This window comes from Streptomyces sp. CNQ329 (assembly GCF_000482585.1).
In genome coordinates this window covers 81,505-99,710 of sequence record NZ_AXVU01000011.1, presented here as the reverse complement: position 1 = coordinate 99,710, position 18,206 = coordinate 81,505, and the positions used below count along the sequence as shown (strand labels likewise).

At 70.6% G+C, this 18,206-nt stretch carries 12 protein-coding genes and 2 pseudogenes; 8 read left to right on the top strand and 6 right to left on the bottom strand.

Annotation, left to right across the window (positions count from 1 at the left end):
* Positions 1 to 12 precede the first annotated feature (12 nt).
* From I003_RS0110130 to I003_RS34650, 4 genes and pseudogenes are all read left to right on the top strand, one after another.
* Positions 13 to 2,217, top strand: coding sequence for a S1 family peptidase (locus tag I003_RS0110130; protein WP_027771422.1), 2,205 nt, complete (start codon positions 13 to 15; stop codon positions 2,215 to 2,217).
* Between the two features lie 264 nt (positions 2,218 to 2,481).
* A pseudogene (locus I003_RS36820) lies at positions 2,482 to 2,601 on the top strand (RHS repeat-associated core domain-containing protein); the annotation flags it as partial.
* 93 nt (positions 2,602 to 2,694) lie between these two features.
* Positions 2,695 to 3,987: an HNH endonuclease gene (locus I003_RS31850; RefSeq protein WP_078563875.1), complete on the top strand. Its 1,293-nt coding sequence runs from the start codon at positions 2,695 to 2,697 to the stop codon at positions 3,985 to 3,987.
* Positions 3,987 to 4,469 carry an SMI1/KNR4 family protein gene (locus I003_RS34650; RefSeq protein ID WP_078563873.1) on the top strand — a complete coding sequence of 161 codons (483 nt, stop codon included), beginning with the start codon at positions 3,987 to 3,989 and terminating at the stop codon, positions 4,467 to 4,469. Before I003_RS31850 ends, I003_RS34650 begins: the two co-directional genes overlap by 1 nt.
* 240 nt (positions 4,470 to 4,709) lie before the next feature.
* On the opposite strand, the gene I003_RS0110115 is transcribed toward I003_RS34650, so the two are convergent.
* Positions 4,710 to 6,419 (bottom strand): extracellular solute-binding protein, encoded by a 1,710-nt coding sequence (locus I003_RS0110115; protein WP_037720514.1) that lies wholly within the window; start codon positions 6,417 to 6,419, stop codon positions 4,710 to 4,712.
* Between the two features lie 291 nt (positions 6,420 to 6,710).
* Between I003_RS0110115 and I003_RS0110110 the strand changes: the two genes are divergently transcribed.
* Positions 6,711 to 7,322 (top strand): BPL-N domain-containing protein, encoded by a 612-nt coding sequence (locus tag I003_RS0110110; protein WP_486584158.1) that lies wholly within the window; start codon positions 6,711 to 6,713, stop codon positions 7,320 to 7,322.
* A gap of 209 nt (positions 7,323 to 7,531) precedes the next feature.
* Here the strand turns inward: I003_RS0110110 and I003_RS0110105 are convergent, their stop codons facing one another.
* From I003_RS0110105 to I003_RS31835, 5 genes and pseudogenes are all read right to left on the bottom strand, one after another.
* A complete protein-coding gene (locus I003_RS0110105; RefSeq protein ID WP_027771418.1) occupies positions 7,532 to 8,194 on the bottom strand; it encodes a sulfotransferase in 663 nt (220 codons plus the stop codon).
* Between the two features lie 44 nt (positions 8,195 to 8,238).
* Complete coding sequence (locus I003_RS36815) at positions 8,239 to 8,616, bottom strand: 3-oxoacyl-[acyl-carrier-protein] synthase III C-terminal domain-containing protein (protein ID WP_486584157.1); 378 nt, start codon at positions 8,614 to 8,616, stop codon at positions 8,239 to 8,241.
* Between the two features lie 142 nt (positions 8,617 to 8,758).
* Positions 8,759 to 9,082: pseudogene (locus I003_RS36810) on the bottom strand (3-oxoacyl-[acyl-carrier-protein] synthase III C-terminal domain-containing protein); the annotation flags it as partial.
* 212 nt (positions 9,083 to 9,294) lie between these two features.
* A complete protein-coding gene (locus I003_RS31840; RefSeq protein ID WP_078563871.1) occupies positions 9,295 to 10,803 on the bottom strand; it encodes an arylsulfotransferase family protein in 1,509 nt (502 codons plus the stop codon).
* Between the two features lie 308 nt (positions 10,804 to 11,111).
* Positions 11,112 to 12,449, bottom strand: a complete 1,338-nt coding sequence (locus I003_RS31835) for an arylsulfotransferase family protein (protein WP_051368167.1) — start codon at positions 12,447 to 12,449, stop codon at positions 11,112 to 11,114.
* Between the two features lie 1,016 nt (positions 12,450 to 13,465).
* On the opposite strand from I003_RS31835, the gene I003_RS0110085 reads away from it, so the two are divergent.
* From I003_RS0110085 to I003_RS0110075, 3 genes are all read left to right on the top strand, one after another.
* Complete coding sequence (locus tag I003_RS0110085; protein WP_027771417.1) at positions 13,466 to 14,890, top strand: endo-1,4-beta-xylanase; 1,425 nt, start codon at positions 13,466 to 13,468, stop codon at positions 14,888 to 14,890.
* Positions 14,891 to 15,212: 322 nt separating this feature from the next.
* Positions 15,213 to 16,760, top strand: coding sequence for an FAD-dependent oxidoreductase (locus I003_RS0110080; RefSeq protein WP_027771416.1), 1,548 nt, complete (start codon positions 15,213 to 15,215; stop codon positions 16,758 to 16,760).
* Positions 16,753 to 18,198, top strand: a complete 1,446-nt coding sequence (locus I003_RS0110075; protein WP_027771415.1) for a long-chain fatty acid--CoA ligase — start codon at positions 16,753 to 16,755, stop codon at positions 18,196 to 18,198. Before I003_RS0110080 ends, I003_RS0110075 begins: the two co-directional genes overlap by 8 nt.
* Positions 18,199 to 18,206 lie beyond the last annotated feature (8 nt).

The window sequence follows — 18,206 nt, the reverse complement described above, 5'->3', positions numbered from 1 at the left end:
GAGGAAGAGGTCATGAGGAAACCCCGTACCCCCCGTGCCGCCCGAGGCGTGTGGGCCGCTTTCACCGCTGTCGCCACGGCGGCGCCGCTCGCGCTGGCCGCGACGCCGGCCGCAGCCGTCGTCGGCAGCCCGCAGGCCGACAACACCTACGGTTTCACCAGCAGGCTCGTCATCGGAGACTTCCAGCGCGGGTGCTCCGCCGCCCTGGTCGAGCGGGAGTGGCTGCTCACCGCGGCGAGCTGCTTCGCCGACGACCCCGCCGCGGGCATCGCCGTCGCCGCGGGCAAGCCGAAGGACAAGACCGTGGCCACCATCGGCCGCACCGACGTGTCCGACACGTCCTCCGGCCAGGTCCGCGACGTCGTCGAGCTGGTGCCCTACGCCGGCCGCGACGTGGTCCTGGCCCGGTTGGCCCGGCCGGTGTCCGGCATACCTCCGGTGGCCGTCAGCGCCACCGCACCCGCCGCGGGCGAGGAGCTGCAGGTGGCCGGCTACGGTCGCACCGGCGCCGACTGGGCCCCGGACAAGCTGCACACGGGCGCCTTCACCGTGGACGCCGTCGGCACCCCCGATCTGACCCTCTCCGGCAAGGACGGCGCCGCGGTCTGCGCCGGCGACACCGGCGGCCCCGCCGTCCGGGTGACGAACGGCACCGCCGAACTCGTCGCGCTCAGCTCCCGCTCCTACCAGGTCGGCTGCTTCGGCACCGACACCGCGGACGGCACCCCGAACAGTGCCGTCAGCGCCCGCGTCGACGACCTGCGCGCGTGGGTCGACGATACGGTCGGGCGCCCGCGGTACACCGACTTCAACTGCGACGGCGCCGAGGACGTCGCGATCTCCGACCCCAACGTCACGGTGGACGGAGTCGCCAACGCCGGCGTCGTACGCATCGTCCACGGCGGTGGCAAGGGTGTCGCCGAGATCACCCAGAACCTCGACGCCGTCCCGGGCGGAGCCGAGGCGAACGACCAGTTCGGCCGCGCACTGGCCACGTACGACGAGAACGAGGACGGCTGCACGGACCTCGTCGTCGGCATCCCCTACGAGGATCTCGGCGGCGCCGCGGACGCCGGCATGGCCAGCCTCCTCTACGGCGCCCCCGGCGGCCTGACCACCGGAAAGGCATCGGTCAACTACGAGCAGGGCTCCGGCTCCGGCGACATCGCCGCGTCCCTGCGCGAAGCCGGCGACCGCATGGGCGCCGCGCTGGCCGCCGGGCACACGACCACCGGCGAGCCCTACCTGGTCATCGGGGCCCCCGGAGAGGACGCCGACGCCGGCACGGCCTATTACCTGCGGGGGACCGTCAACAAAGGGCTCGTCCAGGGGAAGGACGGGGTGTCCGGAGGGCCCGAGCCGGGCGACGACTTCGGTGCCACCCTCGCGGCCACACCACAGCACATCGCCGTCGGCGTCCCGGGCGAGGGCCTCGGCAGCGAAGCCGACGCGGGCGGGGTGCAGATTCTCGAACACGCCCTGTCCACGGCCGGCGCCCCCAGGCCGCTCGGAGTGGTGAACCAGGACCAGGACGACGTCACGGGCGCGGGCGAGGCCGGTGACCGGTTCTCCGACGGCCTGGCCGGAGTCCCCTACCGGCCGGCCGGCTCCGCCGCGGCCACCGACTCGATCTTCTTCGTGGGTGCGCCGGGTGAGGACGTCACCGTCGACGGCGTCGGCTACGCGGACTCCGGCGGCGTCTTCACCATCCAGGTGACCGCGGCCGGCGCCATCGGCCAGCACAGCACCATCTGGCAGGGCCACGCCGGCGTCGCCGGCGGACCGGAGAACGGCGACCGCTTCGGCGCGACCTTCGCCGCGGTGAACACCAGGCCGAAGGAGCTCAGTTCCGCCGACAACATCGCGCTGGCCGTTGGCGTTCCCGGCGAAGACCTCAGCGGGATCGCGAACACCGGCGCCGTCCAGACGTTCGCACCCCTGTGGTCCCCGGGAGACACCGACCGCTGGATCCAGACGGGCTCCGCCGGGCTCCCCGGCAGCCTGGGCGCCAACCAGCAGGTGGGCGCCCACATCCAGGCCACCGGCGGCAACCTGTACGTCGGCATGCCCTACGGCCCGTCCCCGTACGGCGCCATGCACGCGCTGCCGTGGGCGAACGTACGCGGCTGGCCCGACACCTCCGCCGTGACCAGCTACGAACCCGGCAAGGACGGCCTGCCGGCCGTGGGCACGCGGTTCGGCTGGGCCATGCGGTGACCCGCCCGGAGCCCCGTACCGGCTGAGCAGGGCCCCGCGGCACTACGGTCCGCGGGGCCCGCCCGGGCCCTCCGCAGTCCGTACGGCCCCGCGGCCGGCTCTCCCTCCCCCGTTCGACAGGCACCACCGCCGCGCCGACCACAAGGTCACCGGCCAACTGGCCATCGAGGCGGCCACTCAGAACCTCGACCAGCGCCGCAGCTCCCCTTCGGCGCTCCCCGCGACCCGGAACCGGGGTCATGGCCGGGCACCCGCGGCTTCGTCGGCGGCACCGACGACACCGCCAGCACCGGCCTGCAGCACCTGGGCGCGCGCGAGTACGACCCGGAGCTGGGCCGCTTCATCAGCGTCGACCCGCTCCTCGAACTCGACAAACCCCAAACCCTGAACGGCTACACCTACGCAGCCCAGAACCCACTGACCTGCAAGGACCCCACCGGCCTGGGACTCGACTGCGGCAGGGGGTCCCCGAGCGGCGTGAGCTGCGGCAGCGGCCAGACCCGCGCGGACGGCAGCCGCGGCAACGGCATGAACCAAACCGGCGGCGGGGTCATAGGCCGGCCGTCCGTGAGCCATCCCTGCACCGGCAACTGCTCGTCGCAGAACCCATCTCAGGCGATCGATTTCGTCCAGGAGGGCGGGGCCGTCTGGATGGAGGGCGTCAAGCTTCCCACGGCCCTCGAACTGGAGCGGATGTACCCGACGCTCAGTGTGGATGACCGGATGGATCAGTACCTCCAGTCCAGGTGCCGACCAGGGGAGACCGCCTCGGGAGACGTGGACTTCTGTGGCGCCGCAGGCGACCTTGGCTGGCTGGACCGGGAACCGACTCCCTTCGACCAGTTGGCGCTCTCCATCGTCGCACCTGACGTCGGTGCCTGGAGGGAGTGCCTGCAAAACCTCGATCTCACCGGCGCCTGCGGCTCCGCTGCCCTCGACTTGCCCTGGGCCAAGGCACTCAAGCCGGTCAAGCTCATCAAGGCGGCGAAGAAGTGCCACAGCTTCGTCCCGGGAACCCGGGTGCTGCTGGCCGACGGCAGCACCAAGCCCATCGAGGATCTCGAGATCGGCGACAAGGTCGTCGTCACCGACTCCGCGACCGGAAAGACCAAGATTCGCGAGATCGTGGCCACGATCACCACGGAGGACGACAAGGACTTCGTCGATCTCACGATCAAGGCAGACGGTCGCAACACCACCCTGGCGTCCACCACCACGCATCCGTTCTGGACGGGGGAGAAAAACGGCTGGGTAAACGCCGGCGGCCTCACGCCAGGCCAGACCCTCCGCACTCCGGACGGCGCCGGCGCCACGGTCGAGGAAGTTCGCTACTACACCAAGCGCCAACGCACCCACGACCTCACGATCAACGACATCCACACGTACTACACGCTCGCGGGGTCAACGCCGGTCCTCGTTCACAATTGCGGGGGAGCTGTTCAGCAGCACCCAAGTACATGCAACTGTGCAAACGGTGACGTACCGAAGGTGCGGAACGGGAAGCTCGCTGGAGAAACTCACCCGGTTTCGGGCGTGCCATTCGATGCGAACGGATTCCCGGACTTCTCTGCCTGGCGTCACCCACAGGTTCCGGACGTTAGGATTCAGCTGACCGGTAGCCGGTCGAAGGACTTCAGGCTGGCAAATCAAGCTGCAGGGTTGCGCGCTACGCCAGCGGGATACACATGGCATCATCATCAAGACAGCGGGCTCATGCAGTTGATCGACAGGAAAGTCCATGCTCAAACAGGGCATACGGGAGGTTTTTGATGGCGGAGCTGTTCGAAGACAGCGATTACTACACTGGTCCTCCTGTCGATGGCGACATGATCCGTCGAGCGGAGAAAGTCCTGGGGGTGCGACTACCGCGAAGTTACGTCGACGTCCTTGTCCTGCGGAACGGTGGAACTCCGCGACGCCGCTGCTTTCCCACGACGTTTCCGACTTCCTGGGCCATAGATCATTTTGAGATCAGCGGGATCCGGGGAATTGGGGGATCGTGGGGGATCGCCCTTTCTTCGGGCAAGGACAGCCATTATCTGATCTCGGAGTGGGGGTATCCGGAGATCGGTGTGGTGATTTGCGACACCCCGTCCGCTGGGCATGATACGGTCATGCTGGACTACTCTCACTGTGGCCCTGCGGGCGAACCTGCTGTCGCATACGTGGACGAAGACCGCGTTCCCCGTCGAGTGGCCAGCACCTTCGGTGAATTCATCAGCGGACTAATTCCCTGCGAATCGATCGAATAGGGGTATTAATCACTGCGGGAAGTGTGCATTCTGATCGACTTATTCAGGGGTTCCGGGTGGATCAGGCTGAGGGCGGGCTCCGGCTCGACGAGAAGTCGTGTCTGCTGCTGGGCCCGGACAAGTGGGTGGGCGTAGTCGAATACAGCGCTGGGTGTGTAAGTGCCATCGTCCGTGAGGTGCCGGCCGGTCCGCGTCTGCGTGGGCCCTCCGAGAGCTGGCCTGGTGACTGTAGCCGGTTGTCTATCCCGAGGACCGGGCCTCCCGGAGTAGTTCCCATCCGGCGTCGGCGGCTTCCCCGGCCACGGCGTGCGGGTCGCCCTCGCCGGCCAGCACCTTGTACTCGGTGTGTCCGAGGAGTTGCCACGCCGCCCGCATCTCCGGCCACGACGGCATCACCTGGCCGTCGTGGCATTGGCCGATGTACGGACGCAGGGTCGCGTCCCGGGCGGCGACGGTGCCCATCGCCTCCTCCTGGACGGGGACAAGCTGCTGCAGCTTGTTGAGGTCGTCACCCGCGTCCGGTTGGGACAGGTAGGAGGTCACCAGGTCGCGTGCCGCGGGGATGTTCGGGGCGTCCCGGTAGATGTAGAAGCCGTACACCGAGACCATCGACACGGCTTGCCTGTCACCCAGCGGAGGTACGGCCGCGACGCTCACGTCCATGCGCCGGTCCTTGATCGAGGCGAGGGCTCGTGACGAGCAGACCAGAAACGGGGCGCGGCCCTCCAAGAAGAGCGGCAATGCTTCCGCGCGGCCGAGGTCCGGGTTCAGCGCGCCGCTCCCGCCCGGGCCGATGCCGAGCTCGCTCAGCCGGACGAACGCGTTGACGAAGTTCTCGCGCCACGCCGAGATGTCCTCGAACCTGTCGGCGCCGCCCGCTTCGGGGGGAGTCCTGCGCAGGCCGAAGAACGTCCCGCCGCAGCTCGAGAAGAGCGGCCACATGTGGTACGGGTCGCCGGCGTTCCCCGCTGCGTCAGGGGGGCCGACCTGGAGCGCGACTCCGGCGCCGTCCTCGATCCCTTGGGCCCGGATGGCTGCGTCGCCCGCCCGGACGGCCTCGTCGAACGTCGCCGGCATCGGACCGCCGCCCGCAAGCGCGTTGTTGCGGATCATGGCCACGCTGTCGAAGACGTACGGTATCGCGTAGAGCTGTTCCCGGCTGGTGAGCGCTTCCACGGCGACGGGGGAGATCCGTGCCAGCCCCGCGCGGCTGAACGGCGGTTCGAGTACCGAGCCTTCCTGTACGACGCGCCCGATCCAGTCGTGCGGCCCGGCGACCACATCCGGAACGTGGTAGCCGTGTGGTGGGCGGCCGGTCGCGACGAGTCTTGTGAGCGCTTCTTCCAGCGCCTCGGTGCGGTCGAACGACTCCACCGTGACGGAGACCGCGTAGGTTCTGCGGAAAGAACTGGAACGCCCGAAGTACTTCGCCAGCGTGCGGGCCCGGGTCCGTTCCGCCCAGACCACCAGCGACCGCACCCGGTCGAGCTGCTCTTCGTGTAAGGACCAGTAGCCTTTGCCGTCCCGGAAGGTGATCTGTACGTCGTGCGGTGTGCCGTAATGCCTCGGCAAGGCCTCCTGGGGAGGCCGCCGGGGGCTCACCGACCGGTGGACGTCGTCGCTCGGCCACAGATGCTGGTCGCCCGCCCTGAGGATGGCGATGTCCTTGCGGGCCGTCCGCAGGTGTGTGCCACAGGTGACCGTGACGACCAACTTCTGGAAGGTGCCGTTGGATTCGTTGAGGACGAGGGCACCTGTCGAGCCGGGGCCTGCATCGACCTGCCAGCCGATCTTGAGGCTTTTCGCCCGCACCGCCCGTTGGTTGGAACGGATGGCGCGGGTGACAGCGACGACGCCCGTGATCGCGGTACAGACGGCGACGACGGTGGAGGCGACGACTTCGACGTCGCTCAGGAACGGCAACACCGCCGCGTAGTCATGTGACCGCATAGCCGCACCATACCCAGTCACCTGCGGCTTCGTGAGAAGTTCGCGGTCGGAAGCTGACTCCGGCCGGCCCGGACGGCCGCGGTGAACTTGACGGGCGGTGGGTTCACCGTCCACGTTCGCCGTATGGACAGGCGCCGGCTGCTCTCGTGTGCCCTTGCGGCGGCTGCTTCGACGGGTGTTCAGTCCGGGTGCGGGCGGCGGCGATCGGCCGGGGAACCTTCCGGACGGCAGCCGCGGCCGCATGCTCTGGTCTACCGGGGGCCGGCTGCGTGCGCGGGCTGTGCGGAGGCGGTGGCCGCGCTGTTACGGAGTGCGCCGTCGGCCCCGGTCGTGCGGTACTGCGGCCCCGGCGAAGACGTGCCGCTGACGGCGTCGGCGCTGGCGGCGGCGGATGTCTACGCCCAGCCGGGGGGCGGTGACGACGTGACGGCGGCCTGGCGGGAGATGCGTGCCTTCGCCGGTCCGCTTCGCCGCTGGGTGCGCGGCGGAGGACGCTATCTCGGCTTCTGCATGGGCGGTTACCTGGCCGGCTGCAGTCCCGGCTTCGGTCTCCTGCCCGGTGACACCGACGCGTACATCGCCTCGCCGGGGGCGTCGGTGCACACGGCGGCGGATACCGTCATCCCCGTCCGCTGGCGCGGCCGGCGGCGGCACATGTACTTCCAGGACGGGCCCTACTTCACGCTCACCGACGAGGCGGCCACCGTGATCGCCACGTACGACAACGCCCTGCCGGCGGCGGCTCTCGCCCCGTACGGCGAGGGGCACGTCGCCGTCGTCGGGCCCCACCCGGAGGCCGACGCCGGCTGGTACGCCGACCACGACCTGACCAATCCGGACGGGGTCCGCCCCGACCTGGGGCATGACCTGGTCGAAGCGGCCCTGTCCGGTATCCGTTCCTGAACCGGCCCGGCGGCGCCGGGCAACGCCCCCGCCGTCCCTCACCTGTGCAACCCCTGACCTCACGGCCCGGGACGCGATGACCACCGCCCGGACGCTTGCCGGGCTGAGCCGCCGGACGTCCTGCCCGGGGCGTCGGGTGACGGTGCATGAGGGGGGTGCGGCATACGGGCATCGGCCCGTATGCCGCTCGCGTCGTCCGGCGCCGTGGGTCAGGAGGCGTCGTGCGCGGTGCGCTCCGTGCCCTCCGTGTGTTCCTTGACCATGGAGGCGAACTGCGCCCTGTCGTTGCTGTGCGGGAAGGGCTCCTCGGGTTCGGGGACGTCGAGGAACGCGCACAGCGGACCCCAGCCCTGGTTCACCTCGAAGACGAGGAGGCGGTCGTCGTCGAGCTCCCGCACGATGGCGTCGTTGTGCTCGGTGAAGACCCTGATGGCGTGGTCCTTGTCGGCGAACCGGCCGTCGAAGACGCCGTCCCAGACGGTCTGCAGCGACATCAGCCGCAGTTGCTCGTACACCGGGGCGGCGTCCGGCGGGGGCGGGGCCACGGCCGCCGCGTAGATGCTGGAGTTGACGCTCTCGTACCAGCTTTCCGGGTCGCGGACGGTGAGGATCACCTTCGCCGCCGGGAAGGCGGCGGCGATCTCACGCCAGTAGCGCGCCCCGGGCCAGTCCACGCTCGACCGGTAGCCGGCGTAGACCTCGGACCAGTCCATGGCCCGGCCGTCGGCCGCCTTTTCCCAGAAGGGGATTTCGTCGGGCTTGTCGAGCATGGCCAGCATGTGGTGGCACGGGCCGAAGCCGAGCTTTTCGAGGGCGAGTTTGAGTGACATCGTGCCGGTGCGTCCGGCACCGGTGCCGAAGACGTCGAGCATGTCGGGTGTTTCCTTCCGGAGGAGAAGTGGGGGGTGAACGCTGCTCACGCACCGCGCAGCAGCGTCGCCCACACCGTGGCGCCGGGGCCGAAGGCGAGAGCGACTCCGTGCTCCCCGGGCGCGAGTGGTCTGGTGGACTGCAGCCGCGCCAGCACGCCGAGTACGGCCGGTGCGGCGGTGTTCCCGAACTCACGCATCGTGCCGCGGGAGACGGCCATCGAGGTCTCCGGGAGTTCGAGCGCCTCCTCGACCCGGTCGAGGATGCGGCGCCCGCCCGGATGAACCGCCCACCACGCCACGTCGTGCCAGCCGAGCCCGTGGCGTTCGAGCACCGCCCTGGCCGGCAGGGCGACGGACGCGGCGACGACGTCCGGCATGGACGGCTTCAGCGTGATGTGCAGGCCCAGGTCGCCGAGGTGCACCTGGAGATCGGCGGCGTGGGCGGGGGTCGGTGAGCTGCTCGCGGTCGATGACGTCCACCCCGGGCAGCCCGGGTGTGGCCGGGCTCAGCACGGCCGCTGCGGCGCCGTCGCCGAACAGGGTCAGGACGACGGCCGCTTCCTTGTCGTACGGGGGCGGCTGGACGTGCGGAGAGAAGAGGTCGACGGCGAGAAGGACCGCCGGCCGCCGGTGGAGGGCCACCCAGTCCGCGCAGACGGACAGGGCGGGCAGGGCGGCGTAGCAGCCCATGGGGCCGAGCGACAGGATCTGGACGTCGGCGCGCATGCCGAGTTCGGAGGCGAGTGCGTCGAGTCCGGGGGCGGAGTGGGTCGTGGTCGTGGTGGTGGCCAGCAGGCCGACGTCCTCGGGGCGCAGCCCGGCCTCGTCGAGGGCCCGGGAGATGGTCTTTCTGCCCAGCTTCCGGGCTTCGAGGAGGCCGCGGGCCATCCGCCGCCTGGTCGGCCACCGCCTGGGGTCCTCGATCTGCGGGGTGACGGCCATGCCCTTGGTGTCGATGGCGGAGTTGCCGATGACCTGGGCGACGGCGCCGCCGCCGTCGTCGGGCCCGGTGAAGGCGGCGATGTCCGCCATCTTGACCAGGGGCGGTGTGTGGAAGGCGACGTGCGTGAGACGCGCGTACGGCATCGGGGCCATCGTCGTCAGCTCGCACCGGCGAGGGCGTCGTCCCAGGACGTGACCGGTGACGTGCCGATCACCCTGCCCCGCTCGTCCAGGGCCTGGACCTGGACGTGGTCGAGCTCCCGCCGGAGGGAGCCGGGCAGCGGCACGGCGGTGTCGAGCCCGTTCCACGGCACCCGCGCCACCGCACCGAAGCGGGCGCGGCTGTCGCCGCCGAGGACGCGCCACGCCGCGACGCCGGTGGCGCCGTTCCAGAGGGCGTGCACGTCACCGGACGCGCGGTCCACGGTGACCCGGGGGGCGCGGGCCGGCCGGCCCCGCCACGCGAAACGGTAGGCCCGATAGCTGCTGATGCCCGCCTCGTACGTGCCGTCGAAGAGCAGCCTTCCGTCGGGTGAGAACTCCGAGACGCGGCTGGCGTGCCCCCAGCTCACCAGCGTGTTGCCGTTGGGCAGCCGGTGGGTGCCGCCCTCCGCCGCGACCGTCTGCACGTCCGGGTGGGTGATCTCGTCGAGGAGCGTGGCCGTACCCAGCTCCGGGTCCGCCTCGATCCGTATGACACGGGAGGTGCCCCCCGGCGGGCCGTGTGTCGCGTTGTCGAAGACGCGGTAGACGTTCCCGCCCTCGCCCTCCGCGTCGTGGTGCCCGATGAAGGGCGTGCCCTCACCGAGCTGGAAGTCGCTGTTCGAGCCGCCGAGGCGCCAGATGACCTCGCCCGTCACCCGGTCGACCTTGTAGACGGTGCTGGTGTTGCGGCCGGAGATGAGCAGGTTGCCGTCCACGTCCAGCGAGACCGCGTTGGCGTGGAAGTAGTCGAAGGCGCCGGTGCCCTGCCGGTACTGCATCTCCGACTCTTCGAGGGCGGCGTGGTCGAGGGCGTGCCATTCGCGGATGGCTGCCCCGGACTCGACGTCGATCTCCTGCACGATGCAGTCCCAGGCCGTGCCGTCCGCGGGCCCGCCGACGGGAGTGAGGTCGTGGGGCACCTCCCGGTAGGTGATGATCAGCGCCGTGTCCTCCGGGGTGAGGAGGAACTCGTGGAGGTCGAGCCTGCCCCCGGGCGTGGGCGTCCGTACGGTCGCGACGATGGTGTAGGACGCGTCGGCGATGTGGCAGACACCGTCGCCGATCCCGCCCACCCCCGCGGTGCCTTCCCACCAGGTCAGCACCGGGCTGTTCCGGTAGGTCTGGACGCGGAGGTCGGTGGCGAACGTGCCGTTGGGGATCTGGCGGAACCAGACCATCCGGCCCTTGTCGTCGACGATCTGCGGCCCGCGCGGCATCGTCGGCGCCGCGAATCCCTGGGGGGTGAGGAAGAGCAGCCCGGGCGCGGTGCCTGGGAGCCGAGTGCGGACGTCGAGCTTCGGCGGGTCCTGCTGCGAGGCCGCCCGGGCGGCGACCCGGCGGTGGCCGATGCCGCCGGCCGGTGCGAGGGCCGTGGCGTGGGCCTGCGCGGTGCCGGCGAAGAGGGTCCCGGCGCCGATCGCCATGAGACCGCCTAACGCGGTTCGTCGGGATAAGTGGGTCATGCTTGTTCCCTTCTGCGGTGTACACCTGCTGAGGGGCAGGATTCGTTGCGGTCAGGCTCTTATGCGGCTTCCCGCCGGCGAGCGGGGAGGAGGCGCGCGTGAGCGGCACGACGCCGTCCCGCCCGACTCCGGCCGCGGATGGCGGCGGCGGGTGGCCGCCCGGGGCGTACGCGGGCCTGCCCCCGGCGCCGGCCGGTCGCCGGACGGGCGCCTCACCCGCGGTACGCGCGGCGCCCGGAGCACCCGCCGCTTCGTGTGCGTCGGGTGCTCTGCGGGCGCGGCGGCCCGGCCCTCCGGGCAGTCGCGGGTCAGGAGCCGGAGACGGTACGGCTGCCGAGTCTCTTCCCGGAGTCGTCGAGGGCCGTGATGCGGAACACGTCGGCGTCCTCGGGGGCGAAGAACTCGGCCGCCGTTTCGAAGCCGGTCTTGGGCGTGACACCTACCTTGGTGAGCCTGTGCTTGCTGGGCCCGGCCTCGATGCGCCAGGCGTCCACCTCGGTGGCGCCGTTCCAGCTCACGTTCATCGTGCGGCTGCCGTCCTCGGCGAGGTCGCTGACGACGACGTCGGGCGGGGCGGCCGGGGTGCCGGTCCAGTCGTCGGCGCGCTCCGTGCGGTAGGTGAACCAGCCGGCGGGGAAGGTGCCGGTGAAGACGGGCCGGTCGCCGCTGAACTCGACCATGCGCCCGGTGACGCCGAAGGAGACGAGCTGATTGCCGTTGCCCATCTGCCGGTTGCTGCCGGTGATCGAGGTGAAGGACGGCGGGTCGTCCCTGAGGTCCTCCGCGACCGTGGCGGTCATGGCGGATTCGTCGAGGGTGTACGTCACCGCGCGCGACTCCTGAGGGCTGTGGGTGTTGCCGTTGTCGAAGAGCGTGAGCTGCCCGTCCGGCTGCCGCCGCGCGTCGTGCTGGTAGCTGGGCATGTCGGCCGCACCGCCGTCGAAGGTGAAGTCGCTCCGTTCACCGCCGAAACGCCAGACGATCTCGCCGGTGCTGATGTCGATCTTGTAGACGGTGCTGGTGTTGCGGAAGCTGGTGAGGATGTCGCCGTCCGTGTCGTAGTCCAGCGAGTTCGAGTGGTAGAGGTCGAGGTCCGCGGAACCGCTCATCGGCTCCGTGGTCTCGTCGGGCGGGACGTGGTCGAGGGCGCTCCACTCGAAGGTGACCTCGCCGGTCTTGACGATCTGCTCCTGGATCACCGTGTCGACGACGGTCGCGTCGGCGGGGCCGCCCCACGGGCTGAGGTCGTAGGGGGTCGGGACGTAGCCCTGGATCAGGACGCGGGAGCCGTCGGGGCTGAACTCGAGTTCGTGGTTGTCCGTCGGCTGGTTCCGCATGGTGATGGCGGCGATCTCGCGGTACGACTGGTCCAGCACGAGGTACGCGCTGCGGTCCACGTCGTAGAACGTCAGGGCAGGCCGGCCCCGGTACTCGTTGGTGGCCATGGTGAAGTAGCTGCCGGGCCGTTCCCAGATGAGCTGGCCGTCGTTGTCGTAGATGGCCGCCACCCCGGCGTTGAGGCCGAAGTTGATCGGGGTCGTCAGCAGCAGCCCCGGGGCCTCCTGCCCCGTTGTCGTCGTGGTCAGAGCGGGTGCCGGCTCGGGTCCGGTGACGGACTCGCCGGCCGCCGGTGCCGGGAGCGACACGACTGCCGGGGACGGTGGACGGTCGGCGGCGTGGGCCGCCGCCGCGAGAGGGACGAGCAGGCTCGCGCCGGCTAACGCCGTGACGCAGAGCCTGTAGGTGGCCCTGGCCCTCGAAATGCGCACAAGAATCTCCCCCTGGTGGTCAGAAGTGGGCTCGGATCTCCATCCAAGACGCCTCGCGACGGCCAGCGCCGTCCGGCCGTTTCCCTCCGTACGGGCGGCAGCCGGTCGGGTCGGGGCGGTGGCACTCGTGCAGCGGGGCGGGAAACACGTCGTGCAAACGCTCTCAAGGCTAGGAACGCGTCCAGAACATGACAACACGGTCGGTGCGGGTCACCGGAGGTTGGCCGATCTTGCTCCGGGGCGGCGAGCGCGACGCCTGGTGGAACGGGACGAAAAGGGAAGAGGGCTGACGTATCGGCAGCCGGTTACATCCCCTATGCCAAAGTTTCCGGCCATTTGTAGGAAGATTTTACGATTCCGGGGTGGTCAACCGGGTCTCACTCCGCGCTTCCGGACCCCGCTGTTCCTGCGTCTCGCTCCTTCAACGCCCCGACGCGGTACGCGGTTCCTCCCCGCGGCGACGCCGGCCCGTGCGTGGGCGTTCGAAATTTTCGAAGATGGAGCGGAAACTTTTTCTGCGCAGGTGTTGACGATCCACGGTCAAGGCCTCAATCATCCTTGTCTGAGGGGCTGACAAGAGTTCGAAATCCCGGATCCTGCGGCCCCGCACTGCACGGCAGATCCCCGCACCAACGCACCTGTGCCACCCCGTTCCGTCCCCGGTGAGGTTCGCACCGTGCGTCCTGGCTCTTCGCGCAGTCGGCGAGGCAGGGACGCCGCGTGGCGGCCCCCGGCTGAGCCGCTGTGGAGCCCCGCCATGCCCGTGCCGAGACCTGGCCGCCCGGCGTACGCCACCCGCCGAGCTGATCTGTCCGTGCCGGCCGGGACCGTCCGGGGCGACGCAGTCCCCTGCGCATCAGTCCTTCCTTGATCTCTAGCTTGGAGGCACAGTCATGGGCTCGTACGCCCTTCCCAGACCCCCCGTCGGCCGAAAACTCCGGGGCCTGCTGCTGGCGCTGGTCGCCGTCGTCCTCGGCGCGGTCGCGACGCTCGCCGCACCGCCGAAGGCGGACGCGGCCGAGAGTACGCTCGGTGCCGCGGCGGCGCAGAGTGGCCGGTACTTCGGCGTCGCCATCGCCTCGGGCAGGCTGAGCGACTCGCAGTACACGTCGATCGCGAGCCGCGAGTTCAACTCGGTGACGGCCGAGAACGAGATGAAGATCGACGCCACCGAGCCGCAGCGGGGGCAGTTCAACTTCAGCGCCGGTGACAGCGTCTACAACTGGGCGGTGCAGAACGGGAAGGAGGTGCGCGGCCACACCCTCGCCTGGCACAACCAGCAGCCCGGCTGGATGCAGAGCCTCGGCGGCAGCGACCTGCGCCAGGCGATGATCGGCCACATCAACGGCGTGATGGCCCACTACAAGGGCAAGATCACCCAGTGGGACGTCGTGAACGAAGCCTTCGAGGACGGCAACTCCGGAGCGCGGCGCGACTCCAACCTCCAGCGCACCGGCAACGACTGGATCGAGGTCGCCTTCGAGACCGCGCGCGCCGCCGACCCGGACGCCAAGCTCTGCTACAACGACTACAACATCGAGAACTGGAACTGGGCCAAGACGCAGGCCGTCTACTCCATGGTCCGGGACTTCAAGCAGCGCGGCGTACCGATCGACTGCGTCGGCTTCCAGTCGCACTTCAACAGCGGCAGCCCCTACAACAGCAACTTCCGCACCACCCTGCAGAGCTTCGCCGACCTCGGCGTCGACGTGGCCGTCACCGAGCTCGACATCCAGGGTGCCTCGCCGAACACCTACGCCGCGGTGACCAACGACTGCCTGGCCGTCGAACGCTGCCTCGGCATCACCGTCTGGGGCGTGCGCGACAGCGACTCCTGGCGGGCGCAGGACACGCCGCTGCTGTTCTACAACGACGGCAGCAAGAAGCCCGCCTACGACGCCGTCCTCAACGCTCTCAACGGCGGCTCCACCACGCCGCCTGACGATTCCGGACAGATCAAGGGCGTCGAGTCGGGCCGGTGCCTGGACGTGTCGGGTGAGGGCACCGCCGACGGCACCCCGCTCCAGATATGGGACTGCCACGGCGGCAGCAACCAGTTGTGGGCCGCCACCGACGACGGTGAGCTACGGGTCTACGGAAACAAGTGCCTGGACGCCGCCGGCAGCAGCAGCGGCGCCGCGATCCAGATCTACAGTTGCTGGGGCGGCGACAACCAGAAATGGCAGGTGACCGACGACGGAACCATCGTCGGCGTCCAGTCCGGCCTCTGCCTCGACGCGGCCGGAACCTCCAACGGCAGCCAGGTCCGGCTCTATTCCTGCACCAACAGCGGCAACCAGCGCTGGACCGTCACGTAAGAGGACTCGCGGCCCGGCAGCCGGGCAAGGTCCGCGACCGGCCGGCACCTGAGACCGGTCGCGGGCCACGTTCCGGCTGATCGCCGCAGCAGCGGCGAGGCGGTGGAGGCGCGGGGCGTCTCCACCGCCGACTGCACGAACGCCCTGTGGCATGCCGAGCCGTGGAGGGCTCGGCATGCGCACCGGCAGAACGATGCCGTGCGGAGGTGCGGTCGTAGGTGAGTGGCCGGCTCTGAAGCGTCATCCGGCTCATCGGCCGCGGCCGGTCGTCCGGCCGGAGAATCTCAGAGCGCTCTGAAATCCGGCGGGTAGTTTGCGACGCATGGCACACGACTACGTGATCGTCGGGGCTGGTCCGGCCGGGCTGCAACTTGCCGCACTGCTTGAGCGAGACGGCCACGACTACGTCGTTCTGGAGCGGGGGTCCGGGCCGGGCACGTTCTTCACCCGGTTCCCCCGGCACCGGCAGCTCATCTCGGTCAACAAGGTGCACACCGGGTACGACGACCCGGAGTTGCGTATGCGGATGGACTGGAACTCCCTCCTGTCCGACGACCCCGACCTGCTGTTCACCCGCTACAGCGAGCGCTACTTCCCCCAGGCGGACGACCTGCTGCGCTATCTCGCCGACTTCGCGGCGAAGACCGGCGTGCGGGTCGAGTACGACACCGAGGTCACCGGGATCTCCAGAGCCGGCGGCGGAGGTTTCACGGTCACCGACCACCGGGGACGGACGTGGACGGGCAAGCGACTCGTCGTCGCCACCGGAGTGTCGAAGTTCAACATCCCGGATATCCCCGGCATCGAGCTCGCCGAGTACTACGACTCGTTCGATCCGGACCCGCAGACCTTCACCGGACAGCGGGTGCTGGTCATCGGCAAGGGGAACTCCGGATTCGAGACGGCCGACGCGCTGGTGGAGAAGGCCGCGGTGATCCACGTCGCCGGTCCGCACTCGGTCAGGATGGCCTGGCAGACGCACTTCGTCGGACATCTGCGCGCGGTGAACAACAACTTCCTGGACACCTACCAGCTGAAGTCGCAGAACACCGTGCTGGACGGCAGCGTCGAGCGCATCGAGCGCCGTGACGACGGCGGGTTCCGTGTGCTGTTCCGCTATGCCCGTACGGTGGAGAAGCTGCGTGAGCTGCACTACGACCGGATCATCGCCTGCACCGGATTCCGCTTCGACGCGAGCGTCTTCGCCGACGGCTGCCGGCCGGCGCTGGTCATCGACGACCGGTTCCCCGAGCAGACGTCGGCGTACGAGTCGGTCAACGTGCCGGGCCTGTACTTCGCCGGCACCCTGACCCAGCAGCGGGACTTCAAGACCTCCACCAACGGGTTCATCCACGGCTTCCGCTACGGCGTGCGCGCCCTGCACCGGATCCTGCGCGCGCGCCACCACGACCGGGCGTGGCCCGCGGCCCCGGTCGAGCCGACGCAGGACGCCGTCGCCGACGCCGTCATCGCGCGGGTCAACCGGTCCTCCGCGCTGTGGCAGCAGTTCGGCGTGCTCGGCGACGTGGTCACCGTCGAGGCGGAGAGGGCCTGGTACCAGGAAGAGGTCCCGCTCGCCTATGTGCGGGAAGGCGGGCTCGGCGACGCCCGGCACCGGTTCGTCGTCGACCTGGAGTACGGCGCCGACCACGACCACGGCGACCCGTTCGACGTGACGATCCCGCGGGTCGCGGAGAACGACGCGGAGAACGCCGACCGCGCCAGCTACCTGCACCCGGTGGTCCGCTACTACCGCGACGGCGCGCCGGGCGGCACCCATCACCTGGCGGAGAACCTGGAGAACGACTGGGACCTGCCGGAGGTGCACCGGCAGCCGCTGGCGGCCTTCGTGCAGAAGTGCCTTGGCTGAGCACCCGGCACAGCCGTTCCCCGGCCGGGTACTCGACCTGCTCGGCGCGGCAGGCGACCGCGCGGTGTTCGAACACGGCGAGCGCGTCGTGTCCGGCGGCGCGCTGCTCGGCATGGTCCGGCGGGTCGCCAACGGGTTGCGGCACGACGGCATCGGGCCCGGCGACGGCGTCGGCGTGCTCCTCGGCGTCACGCCGGAGGCGTTCGCCGCGATCATCGCCTGCCATGTGGTCGGGGCACGTGTCGTCGGCGCGCGTCCCGGCCTGCCCGCCGGCCGGCTCGCGCACGTGCTGAAGGACGTCGCCGTCACCGTCTCGGACGGTGCCCCGGGCCCCGGCCGGACGACTCCGCTCGGCACGCTGCTGTCCGCGGCCGACGGTCCGGTCACGCCGGCCGGCCTGCCCCACGACGTCGCCAGGCTGCTCCACACCAGCGGCTCGACCGGCGTGCCCAAGGCGGTCGCCCAGACCTACGCCGCGCTCGGCTCCGCGTGGACGCTCCGGCCGTCCGCCTGGCCGCCGGCCATCGCGGCCCTGGCATCCGCGCTGGACCGGTTCCTGGTGTTCGGCTCGCTGACGAGCCAGGTGATGATGGAGTACGGGCTGCTCACACTCGCCGCCGGCGGCACCATGGTCGTCGCGGACGCGCCGGCGTTCCCCGACGCGCTCGTCCGTCACCGCGCGACGGCGAGCGTGATCACCGTGCCCCGCCTCGGCAAGCTCGTCGCGCGTCAGCGCACCGAGCCGGCGGACCTGTCGTGCCTGCGCGCGCTCATGGTGTCCGGCTCGCCGCTGTCGCCGGCGCGGCTGCGGGAGGCGCTCGACGTGCTCGGGCCCGTGGTCTTCCACGGGTACGGCCAGACCGAGACCGGCACCATCGCCATGGCCACCCCGCACGACCCGGCCGGCTCGGTCGGCCGGCCGCCGGCCGGCCTGGAGGTCCGCGGCCCGGACGGTGCGGTCCTGCCACCCGGCGTGGACGGCGAGCTGTTCGCGCGTACGCCGGCGCAGGGCGCCGCCTACTGGGCCGACCCCGTCGGCAGCGCCGAGGTCTTCGTGGACGGCTGGGTGCGCACCCGCGACATCGGCCACCTCGACGCCGCGGGCATGCTCTGGCTGACCGGCCGGGCCCGCGACGTGGTCATCGTCAACGCCGAGGTGTATGCCACCGGGCCCATCGAGCGTGTGCTGGCCGCCCATCCGTCGGTGGCGGAGGCCCACGTCGTCGCCGCACCGGACGCCGACACCGGCGAGACCGCGCACGCCTTCGTCGTTCCGGCCGCCGGCCACACCCCCGACCTGCCGGCCCTGCGCGCCCTGGTCGCCGCCGCACTCGGTGAGCCGTGCGCCCCCACCGGGCTGACGGTGCTCGACGAGGTCCCCCTCACCCCCGCCGGCAAGCCCGACAGGGCCGGCCTCCGCGCCCGCGTCGCCGGGTGACCGTCCGT

What these genes read in the sequence shown, in the direction of transcription:
- I003_RS0110130 (WP_027771422.1), top strand. Translation starts at nt 13, where the DNA reads ATGAGGAAACCCCGTACCCCCCGTGCCGCCCGAGGCGTGTGGGCCGCT.
- I003_RS34650 (WP_078563873.1), top strand. Translation starts at nt 3,987, where the DNA reads ATGGCGGAGCTGTTCGAAGACAGCGATTACTACACTGGTCCTCCTGTC.
- I003_RS0110115 (WP_037720514.1), bottom strand. Translation starts at nt 6,419, where the DNA reads ATGCGGTCACATGACTACGCGGCGGTGTTGCCGTTCCTGAGCGACGTC.
- I003_RS0110105 (WP_027771418.1), bottom strand. Translation starts at nt 8,194, where the DNA reads ATGCTCGACGTCTTCGGCACCGGTGCCGGACGCACCGGCACGATGTCA.
- I003_RS31840 (WP_078563871.1), bottom strand. Translation starts at nt 10,803, where the DNA reads ATGACCCACTTATCCCGACGAACCGCGTTAGGCGGTCTCATGGCGATC.
- I003_RS0110085 (WP_027771417.1), top strand. Translation starts at nt 13,466, where the DNA reads ATGGGCTCGTACGCCCTTCCCAGACCCCCCGTCGGCCGAAAACTCCGG.
- I003_RS0110080 (WP_027771416.1), top strand. Translation starts at nt 15,213, where the DNA reads ATGGCACACGACTACGTGATCGTCGGGGCTGGTCCGGCCGGGCTGCAA.